This window comes from Planococcus massiliensis (genome assembly GCF_000821325.1).
GTDB classification, from domain to species: Bacteria; Bacillota; Bacilli; order Bacillales_A; family Planococcaceae; genus Planococcus; species Planococcus ruber.
In genome coordinates, this window is the sequence record NZ_CCXS01000001.1 from 113,539 (window position 1) to 128,748 (window position 15,210).

The window sequence follows — 15,210 nt, forward strand, 5'->3', positions numbered from 1 at the left end:
TGAATGCACAAGGTAGGATTTTTTAAATCGATTCACGTGAAATTTGTGCTGATCTATATTCTGCTCATTTTACTCGCGATGCAGATTATCGGCTTGTATTTCGCGCAGCAACTGGAAGAGACATTGAGCAAAAACTTTAAGGACTCCATCGAAGACCGTATGAACATTGTGGAGTTCAGTGTCCGGGAAGAAATGATCAAGGTCCGGTCAGAAGAAGATTTAACGCTGGAACAAAGCTTGTATTCCGTCCTGTACGGATTCCAGTCGGAGGATATTGACGAAATTCGGGTCATCGATTCGAGCTATCGGATCCTGGCCTCTTCAGCGATTGAAAATCAATCCTTGGTAGGGCAGCGCTCGACCGATGAATTGGTCATGCAGTCGATTGTCGGCGAAACGCCGCTCGACCGGACGAAAATCAATCGCCAATCCGAACGGCGCATCTGGATCCGGACGCTGCCGATTATGACAGCAGGCGGCGAAGTGCTTGGCACTTTATATATGGAAGCGGATATTGAAAACGTCTACGAACAAATGAACGAAATCAACTCCATCTTGGCTGTTGGAACCGCTATTTCGATGGCGATCACGGCAATCCTCGGTGTCCTAGTGGCGCAGACGATCTCAAAACCGATTTCCGATATGAGAAGACAGGCCCAGGCAATGGCAAAAGGCAATTTCTCACGGAAAGTCCGCGTTTACGGAGAAGATGAAATTGGCCAATTGGCCCGTGCTTTTAATAATTTGACGAACCGGCTGCAGGAGTCGCAGCAATCGACGGAAAGTGAACGTAGAAAATTGGCATCGGTCCTGTCGAATATGACAGACGGCGTGTTGTCGACTGACAGAAGAGGGCGTGTCATCCTGATTAACGATCCAGCCCTTCGCCTGCTCAATGTTTCACGTGAAACGGTCATTAACCGGCCGATTACGTCGGTTTTAAACTTGGAATCTGAATATACATTTGAAGATTTGATCCATATCAAAGAAGCGATTACGCTTGATTTCAGCACGTATGAAGAAAGCACGCTGCTCCGGACAAGCTTCTCGGTCATCCAAAAAGAAACGGGCTTTGTCAACGGGGTTATCGCAGTTTTGCATGACAATACCGAGCAGGAGAAAATCGATATGGAACGCCGTGAATTTGTGGCGAACGTGTCGCATGAATTGCGGACACCGCTTACGACGATGAGAAGCTACCTGGAAGCACTGGCAGACGGTGCATGGGAAGATCCGGATTTGGCTCCGAATTTCTTGAACGTCACCCAAACGGAAACCGAGCGGATGATTCGGCTTGTCAACGATTTGCTGAAACTCTCGAAAATGGATTCCAATGAAACGGAATTGAACAAAGAAATGGTTGAGTTCAATGTATTCTTTAACCGCATCATTGACCGTTTTGAAATGTCGAAATCCCAAAACGTCCATTTTGAACGCCAATTGCCGAAAGAACAGTATTTCGTGGAGATCGATCCCGATAAACTCACCCAAGTAATCGACAATATCATCTCCAACGCATTGAAATATTCGCCTGAAGGCGGAAAAGTCCGTTTTGACATGATGGAGCAAGATGGATACATCATGATCCGCATCAGCGACCAGGGAATGGGCATTCCGAAAGAAAATATCGATAAGATTTTCGACCGGTTCTATCGTGTCGACCGCGCGCGTTCCCGGGAAATGGGCGGCACAGGCCTTGGCCTTGCGATTTCAAAAGAGATGATCAATGCGCACGGCGGCGTAATCTGGGCGGAAAGCCAATATGGCAGAGGGACGACGATTTATTTCACCTTGCCTTATGAACTTGATGATGGAGATGAATGGGAATGAAATATATTGAACAAATCAAATCCATTGCCTTAGCCTTATTAATTTTCCTGAGTTTAGCCCTGACTTTTACCATTTGGACGTTTACCCCGACACTTGAAACAATTGAGACGACTTCGGCTGTTGAAGTGGAGTTGGGCGAAAAGAAAATTGTGGATCAAGTGATCCAGCCAACCAATGTGCTTTATCAGTTCAGTGATGAAAACATCACTGGTACCAGCGAGCAGGAGCAAATCACGCTGCTGCTGAGCGAGATGGAGCAATGGCAAATCCATGATTTAGCGGTTGTGGTGGAAGATGCGCCGCTTGAAACATTGAGAGCCTATCTTCACGATATAAACCGGGCCGTCCTCTACTATCCGGCACCTGTTCCATTTCCCGTCTATGATGACATGATGGATATCACGGACAAGACCATTCCGGAAGCGTCTTTTGACCGGGTCGTTATTGATTGGGGCAATATAGAGGGCAATAACTTTAACCTGTATTTTGTGAACAGCAAATCGAAGCGCATTTACACCGGAAGCGTTTCGGCCATTCAATTGAAGCGGTTCGAATCGACAATTGTCCAGCGCGCATTTGAGTACGCTCCTTATGTGACGAATGAAAACATTGGAGAATTGCCGATTTACATCCAAAGAGATGCCAAAGATGTAACGACTTACCGCTATTTGCAGGAAGATATCCCGCCGCAGCGGTTTGTCGACGGCCTGTTTGAAAACCCGGGCAGCGTCCAATCAACCGGCGCCATCACCAATAAAGAGTACAGCGACGAGTCGGATGCGATCATGGGTGTCGAAGATACAAATAAGAGCATTACGTATGTCCAGCCAAAAGCGGAAACGTCCGATCCCGCGATTCCGTCCGATTTGATTTTTAAAACGGTGGATTTCATCAACAGCCACAGCGGATGGACGAATGATTACCGCTATTTCAATATGGTGCCGCTGAACCAGCAGATCGAATACCGCCTGTTTGTCGACGGGGCGCCGGTCTTTGGGCCGCTTGCCACCGATTTAAAGCTGAATTGGGGCATTGATTCGGAAGTGGAGCAGATTTTCCGCTACGAACGGCCATTTTATATCCTGGAATCCTGGGGAGAAACCGGCACGACGAAGATGGAGGCCGGCGAATCCATTTTGAAGGCGTTCAACCATTTGGATGAAAAGGATTTAGCGACCATTACGGACATTGTACCCGGCTATGAACTAAGACGTGATGACCGGGAGCCCGAGCGGCTATTAAGCTTGGAGCCGGCTTGGTATTTCAAAGCCGACGGCAAATGGCATCACCTTTCAAAAGAAATGCTGGGAGGTGGCAAATTTGGATTGGAGTAAAACGAAATCCATCTTTATCATCGTCTTTGCTATTTTGAACATCTTTTTATATTCGCTGTATTTGGAACGGTATAACGCCGGCCAGCGATTGGAAGAGCTGACGATTCCATCGATTGATGAAAAGCTGGAACTGGAGAATATCACCTACGATGAGCTGCCGGAAAATGTGGAAAACCAAGCCTATTTGACCGGCAAGAAGAAATTATTTGTAGCGAATGACGTTCCGGGTGTAGACTTACAGATGAACACGACGAATGAAAATGCGTTAATCGTGACATTCGACGAACCGCTGCCACTCAGCGGAGACCCGAGTGAAGAAGTTTTGACCGAATTTGTAGAAGAAACCATCTATGCGGGGAACGATTATGTCTTCTGGAAAATGGATGAAGAAGAGCAAGAAGCGGTCTTTTTCCAAGAGCTGAACGGGAAGCCGTTGTTTTACAGCGACAATGGGCTGCTGACGCTGCATTTTAATAAAGATGCGAAAGTCACTCATTATGAACAGACCTTGTTTGAAAATGTGGAAGAAGCGGAGCTGCAGAAGAAAGTGATTCCGCCGCTTCAAGCGATCCATACCCTTTATCAGCGACAAGTTTTAAAGCCGGATACGCATATTGATTCGGCAGCGCTTGGCTACACGGAATATGTCACGGTTTCCGAAAACACAGTGATGTTTTTGCCGACCTGGCGCATTCGGGCTACGCTTTCAGATGGCAGCAAAGATGAATATTTTGTCAATGCCATCAAAGACGGTGTAGTGGAAGTCAAGAAAGATGAGATTGAGCTCGAAGAATAAGGAGTTTTTATTATGCGTTTTAGTGTGTTAGCAAGCGGCTCAAGCGGCAATGCTATCTATATAGAAAACGATCAGCATTCATTTCTTGTGGATGCGGGGTTGAGCGGGCGGAAAATGGAAGAGCTTTTCGCTTCGATCGGCAAAAGCATGAGCAACCTGGACGGAATCTTGGTGACGCATGAACACAGCGACCACATCAAGGGCCTCGGGATTGTTGCCAGAAAGCATAAAGTGCCGATCTACGCGAACGCCAAAACATGGGAAGCCATGGACGGCTTGGTCGGTGCGATTCCGGTGGAGCAGCGATTCCATTTTGATATGGAAACGGTGAAAACCTTCGGTTCGATTGATATCGAATCGTTTGCAGTGTCCCACGATGCGGCGGATCCGATGTTCTACGTATTCCACGAAAACGGCCGGAAACTGGCGTTGATCACCGACACCGGCTATGTCAGCGACCGCATGAAAGGCATTATTCAGGCATCGGATGCGTTTGTCTTTGAAAGCAACCACGATGTCGGGATGCTGCAAATGGGCCGTTACCCGTGGTCAGTCAAACGGCGCATCCTGAGCGATGTCGGCCACGTATCGAACGAAGATGCCGCTGTGGCGATGAGTGAAGTGATGGCGGAAAAACCGACGCGCATTTACTTGTCCCACCTGAGCAAAGACAATAATATGAAAGACCTCGCACGGATGAGCGTTGAACAGACCTTGCAGTCAAAAGGCATCATCGTCGGCGAATATGTGGACCTGCTCCACACGGATGCGAATATCCCAACCGAGTTAGTGATTGTATAATTGGGAGAGCCGGAAGCTTTGATGCTTCCGGCTTTTTTAGTTTGGAGCGTATTTTGTCGGCAACGGAGCGTATTTTGGGAATTACTGTGCGTATTTCCAGCGTTATCGAGCGTATTTTGAATTCAACTGGAGCATGATCAAATCCAGGTTGCTGCAGCCTTGCATTGTCCGTTTCGGATTCTTAAACTAAGGTTATATAAAGAGTAGTTGAAGAGAGAAAGAGAGGATGAACGCCATGGGATACTATAATAGCCCACAGAAGCCGAGCCGTGCTGGAACGTTCCTTGCAGGAGCAGCGGGTGTCGCGGTCGGTGCGCTTCTTGTGTGGCTTTTGTTTTATTCAGTGCCCGGTTTAGCGCCTGGCAATAAGGAAGAATCGGCGAACACGTCGGAAGCGGTAAAGACAAACAGCTCTACAGAACAGTCGTCATCAGCAGTGGAAATTACGACAGATGTTACGAAAGCCGTGGAAGAAGTGGCGGATGCGGTGGTCGGGATTACGAATCTACAAGCGGGATCTGATTTCTGGTCGCAGACGCCAGGACAGGAACAAGCCGTCGGGACAGGTTCAGGCGTCATTTACAAAAATGAAGGCGGGACCGCTTACGTGGTGACGAACCATCACGTGATTGAAGGAGCCAACGGAATTGAAGTCACGCTTTCGGATGGCTCGAAAGTGGAAGCGAACCTGGTCGGAAGCGATATTTGGACCGATTTGGCGGTGCTTGAAATGGATGGCGCCAATGTGCCGGATGTAGCTGAATTCGGCGATTCGGACGTCTTGAAGCAGGGCGAAACCGTTATTGCCATCGGAAATCCGCTCGGCCTTGATTTTTCGGGATCGGTGACGACAGGCGTCGTTTCCGGAACGGATCGTGCGGTTCCGGTGGATTTGGACGGGGACGGCCAGGAAGACTGGCAAGCTGAAGTTCTTCAAACCGATGCAGCGATCAATCCAGGGAACAGCGGCGGCGCGCTCGTGAATTTAGCCGGCCAGCTTATCGGCATCAACTCGATGAAAATTGCCACTTCTGCTGTAGAAGGGATCGGTTTCGCCATTCCGATCAATTCCGCGCGCCCGGTGATTGAGTCGCTGGAGGCGAATGGGGAAATGGTGCGTCCGGCAATGGGCGTTACCTTACTCGATTTGGCGCAAGTGCCAAGGACTTATCGGGAGGAAACGTTGAAACTGCCGGAAGATGTGACGGAAGGTGTCGTGGTGAATTCCGTTGTGGCAGGATCGGCTGCTGCCAAAGCGGGAATGGAGCAATTTGACGTCATTGTCGAAATGGACGGAGAAGCGGTCGGCGACATTATCGAACTCCGCAAACATTTATACAATGAAAAGAAAATCGGCGATACGTTGGCCGTCAAAGCTTACCGCAACGGAAAGCTCATGGATTTTGAATTGGAGCTTGTGGATAATTCCGCTTTATAATTTTTGAAAGAAGCTGTTTTCGCAACAGCTTCTTTTTTAGGCTATTGCGAAACTAATTACATCACCGTGCCGGTGCTGAAAAGTTCTCCAGAGAAATGGAGAAAACAGTTTCTTTTGTGTGTGGCAGGAATTCAATCCTCCATACCGAATAAAACACAGTAACACATTAAATTTTTGGAGGGATTCCATGTTTGCAAGCATTGATGAATTTTTGCGGGAATGGCAGCCGGAAGCGGAAGGCACTCAGAAGGTTTTGGATAACTTAACGGATGCGTCGCTTGCCCAGCAAGTCACAGCGGATCACCGGACTCTGGGGAGGCTCGCCTGGCATTTGACGACGACTTTTGATGAAATGGTGGCTGGGCATACAGGGCTCCAATTTGAAGCTGCTAAATTCGGAGAACCGGTTCCGGCAACGGCTAAGGAAATTGCAGATGCATACCGCCGCACGAATGAATCGATGATCGGAGCCATTCGCGACCAATGGACAGACGAAACCTTAACCGAAGAACGGGACATGTACGGTGAGATGTGGACGATTGAAACGGTGTTGAAAGTGCTCTTTACCCATCAAATTCATCACCGGGCGCAGATGACCGTATTGATGCGGCAAGCAGGCTTGAAAGTTCCAGGATTATACGGTCCGTCAAAAGAGGAATGGACGGCAATTGGCGGGCAGCCGCCAAAAATTTAATAAAGTTTTAGGAAGCCATCTTTCATTTTTAACCGGAAGATGGTTTTTTTACGGATAAAATTTTGTAATGCTATTGTAATCTTTGTAAAGAGTTTTAATGAAAATACTCTGCATCGTTCGGGAAAGCATAAAAATAACATGTGGATAACTTTTTTAGAAAAGCCAATCTATTCACAATCCACAGGCATTTAAAACCCCGGCTTTCAGTAACCGTTTTCTTCTGGTAAAATAGCTTGTGGATAAACGTGAACGAATTGTGTATAACTGTGTGGAATATTCGGAATTTAAAGGAGGCGGAAAATATGGAGATCAAATCATGCAAAACCCACGTGGAGCATGCGTTAGACATGTTTGTGGCGGAAACAAAAAGTTATCCTATTCTTACAGAATTATCAGATGACGAAAAGTTATCCACAAAATGCGACTACTGTGAAGAGGGTGCAACGTATCTTGTGGCGAACGAATGAGCGGGCACAAGATATAGGAAATTCTGTGGATATGTGTATAACTTCTGTTAATAAGTTGTTTGTAAAGATCGTGTAAAGGGGGATAAGTTGTGAATATCTCAATTGTCAGTGTGGGAAAACTGAAAGAGAAATACTTGAAATCGGGAATTGAAGAATACACAAAGCGGCTGGGAAGCTACGCAAAAGTGAATGAAGTGGAAGTAGCGGATGAAAAAGCGCCGGAGCAATTGAGCGATGCGGACATGGAAATCGTCAAGAAGAAGGAAGGCGAACGGATCTTGGCGAAAATTTCACCGGATGCCTATGTCATCGCCCTCGCTATCGATGGCAAGATGAAAACATCCGAACAGCTCGCCAAAGACATCGAATCGCTGATGACTTACGGCCGCAGCAAGATCGTTTTCGTCATCGGCGGTTCGCTCGGACTCCACGATGAAGTATTGAAGCGCGCGGATGAGAAGCTGTCGTTTTCAAAAATGACGTTCCCGCATCAGTTGATGAAGCTGATTTTGGTGGAGCAGGTGTACCGGGCTTTCCGGATTATGAAGGGTGAACCATATCATAAGTAAGTTTGCAAAGGTCCCCGAAAGTCATAATTTTTTTGTAATGGATAGCCTGTATGTCTGCCTATGTTCTCTCGGAGAAGTATGCCAAAATGCTGGCAGGCAATCAGCGCCTGAGATTTATGGGAAAGGATGATTACATGCCGAACACAGAGGACGAAATCATTTTACGCGGTCTTAAAGTGAACAACTTGAAAGATATTGATCTCACTATCAAAAAAAAGCAAATTACCGTATTTACAGGAGTTTCCGGTTCAGGAAAGAGCTCGGTTGTTTTTGATACGCTTGCGGCGGAAAGCAGGCGGCAAATGACGATGAATTATTCGATGTACGTCAGAAATCAAATGCCCCGGTACGCTCGCCCGCCAGCCGATTTGATGAAGCATTTGAATCCGGTCGTCGTGATTGAACAACGGCCGATCAGTGGAAATGCCCGCTCGACGGTTGGTACGTATATGGATATTGATCCATTGATCCGACTGCTGTTTTCACGCATCGGCGACCCACCGATAGGATCGGCCACTGACTTTTCGAGAAGCAGTTCATTCGGCCATTGTCCAACGTGCAATGGATTCGGGGAAATCGTTGCCCCGGACATCCACAAATTGCTCGATGTTGAGAAATCGTTAAGGGATTATGCGGTACAGTTCAAACCGTTATCTCCGTCTGGCTGGCAAGGAAGATGGATGATTACGGGAGGCTTGTTCGATCCGGACATCCAGGTGAAGGACTTTTCAGAGAAAGACTATCAATTATTCGTCTATGGTCCTCCTGAAGGCGAGCGGATCTTTGCGCCGTTCCATACGAAAAATGGTCCGCAGCCCCATGAATGGGATGGATTATTGCCGAGATTTACGCGCTTGTATATTAACCGGGACGTTTCAAAGCTTGCCCAAACCTCTCTGGATGAGGTCCTGGCGATGACTTCCCGTACGTCATGCCCGGTGTGCCAAGGCTCCGGGCTGAATCCCCAAGTACTTGCATGTAAAATCAACGGCTTCAATATTGCTGATTATGATGCGTTCGAGCTGACTGAGTTATTGGCAGAGCTTGAAAAAATAAAGGATTCAATTGGGTCCGCAATTGCTGGCCAGGCCATTCCTTCGATCAGACAACTCATTGATCTGGGATTGGGCTATTTAAGTTTATCGCGGAAAATGGGGACACTTTCTGGAGGAGAGGCCCAGCGTGTGAAAATTGCGCGTCACTTGGGCAGCAGTCTGAATAATATGATGTATATTTTCGATGAACCTACCGCAAGTTTACACCCCGGAGAAGTGGATTTGCTCCTGCAAATGTTGAAGCGAATCAAGGAACAGCATAATACGGTCATCGTGATTGAACATGATCGATCGGTCATGAAGATTGCTGATGAAATCATTGAAATGGGTCCAAGTGCCGGTGTGCACGGCGGGGAAGTGATCTTTCAAGGGACGCAAAGGGATTTGGAACATTCGCGTGCTGCAACAACTCTTCAGCACACACTCAAGATCAATTCGTATCCCCGTTCATTTGACGCGTCTTTTTCTATCAGGCACGCGTCGATGAATAACTTGAAAAATATAGCATTGGCTATTCCAAAAAATGTCCTCGTTTCTGTTTGCGGCGTTTCGGGGTCAGGGAAAAGTTCGTTAATGCTTGAAGCGTTTCCTGAAAAATATCCTGAAGCGATTATGGTGAGCCAGTCGCCGATCGGTCTTTCCAGTCGCTCGACACTTGCGACGTATATGGGCATCATGGATGATATCCGGGCGATTTTTTCCCGCGAAACAGGTCAACCTGCAGGTTTGTTCTCCTTCAACTCGGCAGGCGCCTGTCCGGTTTGTGACGGAAAAGGTGTGACAAAGCCCGATGTGGCTTTTGCCGATCCGGTAACGGTGACTTGTGAAGCATGCGGTGGGACAAGGTATTCGGACGAAGCTCTTTCCTATACGTACAAAGGAAGAAATATCGTGAAGGTTTTGCAGCTGACGATTGAGGAGGCCAGGGACTTTTTTGATCGCCCAAAGATCATCAACCGTGTCAATACGTTAAGAGATGTCGGGCTGGAGTATTTAACTCTCGGGCAGACGACGAGTTCGTTAAGCGGCGGCGAAGTGCAGCGCTTGAAATTGGCGAGTCATCTTCAAAAAGAAGGGCAAATCTATATTTTGGATGAGCCGTCATCCGGTTTACACGCCCAGGACAACGACAAACTGGTAACTTTGTTTCAACGTCTTGTGGATCATGGAAATTCGGTCATCATTATTGAGCATAACCTCGACTTTATTGCCGCGAGTGATTGGGTGATTGAACTTGGACCGGGCGGAGGAAAACATGGCGGAGAAGTCATTTTCGAAGGAACGCCGGAGGAAATGCTGAATGCCGCCACACCGACAGCAAAGTGGTTTGAGTGAGCGGTGGACCAAGATTTCTGCTGATTAAATTCGCTGAACATTGTTTTGAATTCCGTTATTATCTTCGAATACATCCATGGCAAGCAAACTGCGCTTATCAGGATAACCGGTCAATGAACAATTGAACCGATTTTTCTTTTTTAAAAAAAGCTTTATAATGATAAAGTATGGATTTTTATTTGAGATTTTCTCTTAAGATGGTTTTTATATACTGGATTAAGAGAAAGCTTGAAGCAGAGAAGGCGGGACGGAAATTAATGAAAAACATTGGATTTGATTCGGAGAAATATTTGCAGGAACAATCAGCTTACATCCTGGAACGGGTGCAGCAGTATGATAAACTTTATTTGGAATTTGGCGGAAAATTGATCGGCGACAAGCACGCGAAGCGTGTCTTGCCCGGATTCGATGAAGATGCCAAAATCAAACTTTTGCACACATTGAAGGAAAATGCGGAAATCATCATCTGTGTCTACGCTGGAGACATCGAACGGAACAAAGTCCGTGAAGATTATGGCATCACGTATGACCAAGACGTTTTGCGCTTAATTGATGAATACCGGGCTTACGGCATTTCGGTCAACAGTGTCTTGATCACGCGCTACCAAGGGCAGCCAACCGTTAAAGTGTTTATGACAAAGCTTGAGAGAAACGGCATCAACGTCTGCATTCACCGCGAAATCGAAGGGTATCCGACAAACGTGGACGCGGTCCTTGGAGAAGAAGGGTTTGCGACGAATCCTTATATTGAGACGACCAAGCCGATCGTGGTCGTGACGGCCCCGGGCCCGGGCAGCGGAAAGCTTGCCACGTGCCTTAACCAAATGTACCACGAGAACAAGCTGGGGAATGAAGTCGGCTATGCCAAGTTTGAAACGTTCCCCGTTTGGAACTTGCCGTTAAAGCACCCGGTCAACATCGCTTATGAAGCCGCTACGGTCGATTTGAAAGACGTAAACATGATTGATAATTACCACTTTGAAGCATATGAAAAAGTAGCGGTCAATTACAATCGTGATATTGAGACGTTTCCGGTCATCAAACGGATTATCGAACGGATTACCGGCAAAGCGTCTGTTTACAGCTCACCGACGGATATGGGCGTGAATCGCCTGAAATCGGGCATCACCGATGATAACGTTGTCCAGGAAGCGGCCAAGCAGGAAATCATTCGGCGCAGCTTCGTCGTAGAGAACGACTATAAAAAAGGGCTTGCCAATGAGGACAGTGTCCGCCACATGCAAGTGATTCTGGAAGAGACCGGTTTAAAGAAAGAGGACCGGGCACCGGTATTGCCAGCCCGCAATTATGCGAAAGCCATCCAAGCACAGCTGGACAGCACGAATTTACAAGCCGTCATTGCGCTTGAACTGCCGAACGGCGAGATGATCACGGGCCGGACGACCACGTTGATGGATGCTTCGGCAGCCGCAATTTTAAACGGGTTGAAGAAACTGACCAATATCTCTGATGAAATTGATTTGTTGTCGCCGATGATTCTGCAAACGATTCAACGGTTGAAAACAGAGGACTTGAACAGCCGCGTCCCGACATTGAGCGCCAATGAAGTGCTGATTGCACTGGCGATCAGTGCCGTCACCAATCCGACTTCGGAGCTCGCTTATAAGCAATTGCCAAACTTAAAAGACACGCAAGCGCATTCCACGGTGATATTGAATAGAGAAAATGAACAAACCTTTAAGAAGCTTGGCATCGACATCACCAATGATCCGGTCTATCCGACTGAGAACTTGTATTACAACTAAAGTTTAAAAAATCATCGCTTCTTCAGGCTGTCGAGAAACTTTCTCGACGCCTTTTTTTAATGTTATTTATTTTGAAAATTTCAACCGCTAAGAAAAGAAAGGATAGTGTAAATAAGAAACTGCATGCTAATATTACGATTAGATAGACCAAAACTAAATTTCAATTTGCATCCTTTCCCAGTCATCTGCAGAAGCTATTGAAAGACATTATCGGGGGAATTCACATTATCAGCCTTAATTTTATCCTTTCATCCATTTTATTTCTCTTCACTTTTTGCTACATGGTGCTGCTCCATTACGCATGGCAAAATAGAGCCACCCCTATTTCCATTAGTTATGGCTTAGGTGTCATGGCTGCTTTTTTCTATACCTTTGGCTACGCTTTTCAGCTTTTAAGTACGACCGTGGAGCACATGATGTTTTGGATCCACATTCAATATTTTGGCATCGCTTTCGCTCCGTTCGTTTGGATCGTGATGGTCTTGCAATTCACTGGAAATCGCCGATTTTTGAAGAAAAAATGGCTCGCATTGTGGCTTCTTGGCCCGATTTACACATTAAGTGCCCATTTTACAAACGAATGGCACCATTTGTTTTATAGGAGTGCCGGCTTGGACAATTCCCTCGGATTTCCGCTGATCGATCTCGACAGGGGACCGTTGTTTTACATCCATATCGGCTGCATGTACAGCTACCATTTAATCGGCCTCGGTTTGCTGGTTAACTTGTATTTGAAGTCGAATAAAGAAAGGAAAAAGCAGGCAGCCTTGATGATGATCGGCTCATTATTTGTATTTGGTGTGCCGTTCATCCATTCCATTGGCGCGGTCAAAGTGCCAATCGATATTTCTCCTTTTGGGCTTGTCATTTCTTCTTTGTTTTACTTATGGGGAATTAACCGATTTAATTTGCTGAAGCTTTCTCCGCTGGCCATGAAAAAAGTTTTTGAATCCATTAACGATGCGGTCGTTATTTTTGATACGGACAATCAGCTAAAACTCTATAATAAATCTGCCAAAAGATTGTTAGCCCAATTGCCGGACAAGAAGTTGATTGGCCACCCGGCTGCAGAAGTGCTGTCCCAATTCCCATCCCTCGTCCAATTTATTGAGCGCTCAACGAAAACCAGTGCAGCTGCCCAATCCATGCAACTGAAGGATAAGTATTATACGGTTCACTTTTCATATGTGGAGGGAAGCAATCATCAGCCGATAGGCAAAATGTTTATCCTTCATGACATAACGGAATCTATAAAGTATGAGAAAAGTCTGCTCGAACAATCAAAGCAATTTGAATATTTGGCCCACCATGATGTTTTGACAGGGTTATACAATCGCACTTATTTTGAAGAGGAAGTAAAACGAAAACTGGCTCAGCCCGGCAAAGCAAATGCCGCAATGGTGCTATGTGATTTAAACTTTTTTAAAGAAATCAATGATGTATATGGCCACCTGACAGGAGATCATGTGCTGATGTTTACAGCCAATTGCTGGCGTGAACAATTGCCGGAGCCCAGCATCCTTGCCCGTTTAGGGGGCGATGAATTCATCATGTTTTTTGAGCATATAGCATCCAAAGAAACATTTATGAAGCAAATCCATGAGGTGCGCTCCGCTTTTCAAGAGAACTTATTCAGGCAAGACGGAATCGAAATTGAAGTGGTCCCGAGTATTGGCGCAGCTTTTGTGGAAGAAGACGGCAATGATTATGAGCATCTCTACCATACGTGCGATACGCGCATGTATAAGGATAAAAAGAAGACAAAAGCATTCTATGTATAAAAACATCCAGTTTCCGGAATCGGCTCGTATGAACTCATATTTTATTTGGAGGGAACTTCTATGGAGACAAAATTCAGTCCGGCGAACGCCGTCGTGCAGCTTTGCATGAAGGGAATGGCTCAGGAAGACAGCGGCAACAAAGAAGCAGCCGCCGAAATTTTTATGCAAGCCTGGAAGGAAGCCACTGATGACTTTGAACGGTTTATCGCAGCTTACCACTTCGGCCGTGTCCAACAGAACCCTGCCGAAAAATTGGAGTGGACGGAAAAATCCTTGCAATGTGCACAGGCAATCAACGATGGGAACGTCAAAAGCGCGTATTCCACGCTATACCGAACCATTGCCGAATGCCAGAGGGAGTTGGGTGATCTGGAAAGCGCAAAAAGACAGGAAGAATTGGCCAAATCATTTGAAGGGCCGCCAACAGATACGGGCCCGTTTTATCACGGAACGAAAGCGGATTTGGCAGTCGGTGATTTATTGACGCCGGGCGGCAATTCCAATTATATAGACGGGCTGAAGATGAACCATATTTATTTCGCAGCGAATGCTGACGGAGCTGGCCTTGCAGCGGCACTTGCGGCAGGGGACGGAAAAGAGCGCGTTTACCGAGTGGAACCGACAGGCGAATTTGAAAATGACCCCAATGTAACGGACAAAAAATTCCCTGGAAACTTAACGCGTTCGTACCGCTCGAAAGAACCGCTGCGAATCATTGGAGAAGAGACGGAATGGACAGCATTGCCCGCCGCTCAACTGCAAAGGATGCGGGAAGGTTCTGCGAAGAAATCAGGGGAGATTATCAACTGAGCGGTTGTCAGTTAATGCGGCGAGGAGGTTCGAAAAGTGGAGACAGCACCGTTGTTCAACTCAGAAAGATGCTTTGTCCGTCCATTTCATGCGGATGATCTGGATGATTTCATGTCCTATCGCAACAATTCCGAATGGATGAAATATCAATATTTCAAAGGCCGTACAAAGAAAGAATATGAAGAAGCGCTATTGGCAGACTCGTCTATGGAAAGCGGGGCGCAGTTTGCGATTATCCGAAAAGCCGACCAGCAGCTGATTGGAGATGTCTACCTCAAAAAAGAAGCAGACACGTTCTGGATCGGCTATACGGTGAGCCCGGCCTTCAAAAGACAGGGATATGCAACTGAAATTGTCCGTGCGCTGATTGATTGGATCCGGCAGCAAGGTGATTACAGCATTCGGGCCGGGGCCGCGCCGGAAAATATCGCTTCCATTCGCTTACTCGAGAAATTGGGGTTTTCAAAAGTGGAAGCGAACGAGGTGGAAGTGGTTTATTGCCAAGACTCTAAAGCCTTCGGCAGTTAACCGAAA

General features: G+C 46.8%; 13 protein-coding genes. All 13 read left to right on the plus strand.

The features are described 5' to 3' along the window. The first annotated feature begins 3 nt into the window (after window positions 1–3). Window positions 4–1,830 carry a cell wall metabolism sensor histidine kinase WalK gene (gene walK, locus BN1080_RS00530; protein WP_052649580.1) on the plus strand — a complete coding sequence of 609 codons (1,827 nt, stop codon included), beginning with the start codon at window positions 4–6 and terminating at the stop codon, window positions 1,828–1,830. Further along, entirely contained in the window at window positions 1,827–3,164 is a 1,338-nt protein-coding gene (locus BN1080_RS00535) for a YycH family regulatory protein (RefSeq protein WP_052649581.1), read from the plus strand. The genes walK and BN1080_RS00535 overlap by 4 nt, the downstream gene beginning before the upstream one ends. Then, window positions 3,151–3,960, plus strand: a complete 810-nt coding sequence (locus tag BN1080_RS00540) for a two-component system regulatory protein YycI (RefSeq protein WP_052649582.1) — start codon at window positions 3,151–3,153, stop codon at window positions 3,958–3,960. The genes BN1080_RS00535 and BN1080_RS00540 overlap by 14 nt, the downstream gene beginning before the upstream one ends. A 12-nt stretch (window positions 3,961–3,972) precedes the next feature. After that, window positions 3,973–4,761, plus strand: a complete 789-nt coding sequence (locus BN1080_RS00545) for an MBL fold metallo-hydrolase (protein WP_052649583.1) — start codon at window positions 3,973–3,975, stop codon at window positions 4,759–4,761. A gap of 235 nt (window positions 4,762–4,996) precedes the next feature. Continuing rightward, a complete protein-coding gene (locus BN1080_RS00550) occupies window positions 4,997–6,199 on the plus strand; it encodes a S1C family serine protease (protein WP_052654271.1) in 1,203 nt (400 codons plus the stop codon). A gap of 187 nt (window positions 6,200–6,386) precedes the next feature. Further along, window positions 6,387–6,893, plus strand: coding sequence for a DinB family protein (locus BN1080_RS00555; RefSeq protein WP_052649584.1), 507 nt, complete (start codon window positions 6,387–6,389; stop codon window positions 6,891–6,893). A gap of 302 nt (window positions 6,894–7,195) precedes the next feature. Then, window positions 7,196–7,360: a CxxH/CxxC protein gene (locus BN1080_RS16905; RefSeq protein ID WP_110925532.1), complete on the plus strand. Its 165-nt coding sequence runs from the start codon at window positions 7,196–7,198 to the stop codon at window positions 7,358–7,360. Window positions 7,361–7,449: 89 nt separating this feature from the next. Beyond that, window positions 7,450–7,929: a 23S rRNA (pseudouridine(1915)-N(3))-methyltransferase RlmH gene (gene rlmH, locus BN1080_RS00560; RefSeq protein WP_052649585.1), complete on the plus strand. Its 480-nt coding sequence runs from the start codon at window positions 7,450–7,452 to the stop codon at window positions 7,927–7,929. A 134-nt stretch (window positions 7,930–8,063) separates the two neighbouring features. Beyond that, on the plus strand, window positions 8,064–10,319 hold the full coding sequence (locus tag BN1080_RS00565; protein ID WP_052654273.1) for an ATP-binding cassette domain-containing protein: 2,256 nt from the start codon (window positions 8,064–8,066) through the stop codon (window positions 10,317–10,319). A 257-nt stretch (window positions 10,320–10,576) separates the two neighbouring features. After that, complete coding sequence (locus tag BN1080_RS00570) at window positions 10,577–12,085, plus strand: DUF1846 domain-containing protein (RefSeq protein WP_052649586.1); 1,509 nt, start codon at window positions 10,577–10,579, stop codon at window positions 12,083–12,085. 197 nt (window positions 12,086–12,282) lie between these two features. Beyond that, window positions 12,283–13,866 (plus strand): histidine kinase N-terminal 7TM domain-containing diguanylate cyclase, encoded by a 1,584-nt coding sequence (locus BN1080_RS00575; RefSeq protein WP_110925533.1) that lies wholly within the window; start codon window positions 12,283–12,285, stop codon window positions 13,864–13,866. Window positions 13,867–14,262: 396 nt separating this feature from the next. After that, window positions 14,263–14,676 carry an NAD(+)--rifampin ADP-ribosyltransferase gene (gene arr / locus BN1080_RS17300; protein WP_267882920.1) on the plus strand — a complete coding sequence of 138 codons (414 nt, stop codon included), beginning with the start codon at window positions 14,263–14,265 and terminating at the stop codon, window positions 14,674–14,676. 36 nt (window positions 14,677–14,712) lie between these two features. Continuing rightward, window positions 14,713–15,204, plus strand: coding sequence for a GNAT family N-acetyltransferase (locus tag BN1080_RS00585; RefSeq protein ID WP_199876565.1), 492 nt, complete (start codon window positions 14,713–14,715; stop codon window positions 15,202–15,204). Window positions 15,205–15,210 lie beyond the last annotated feature (6 nt).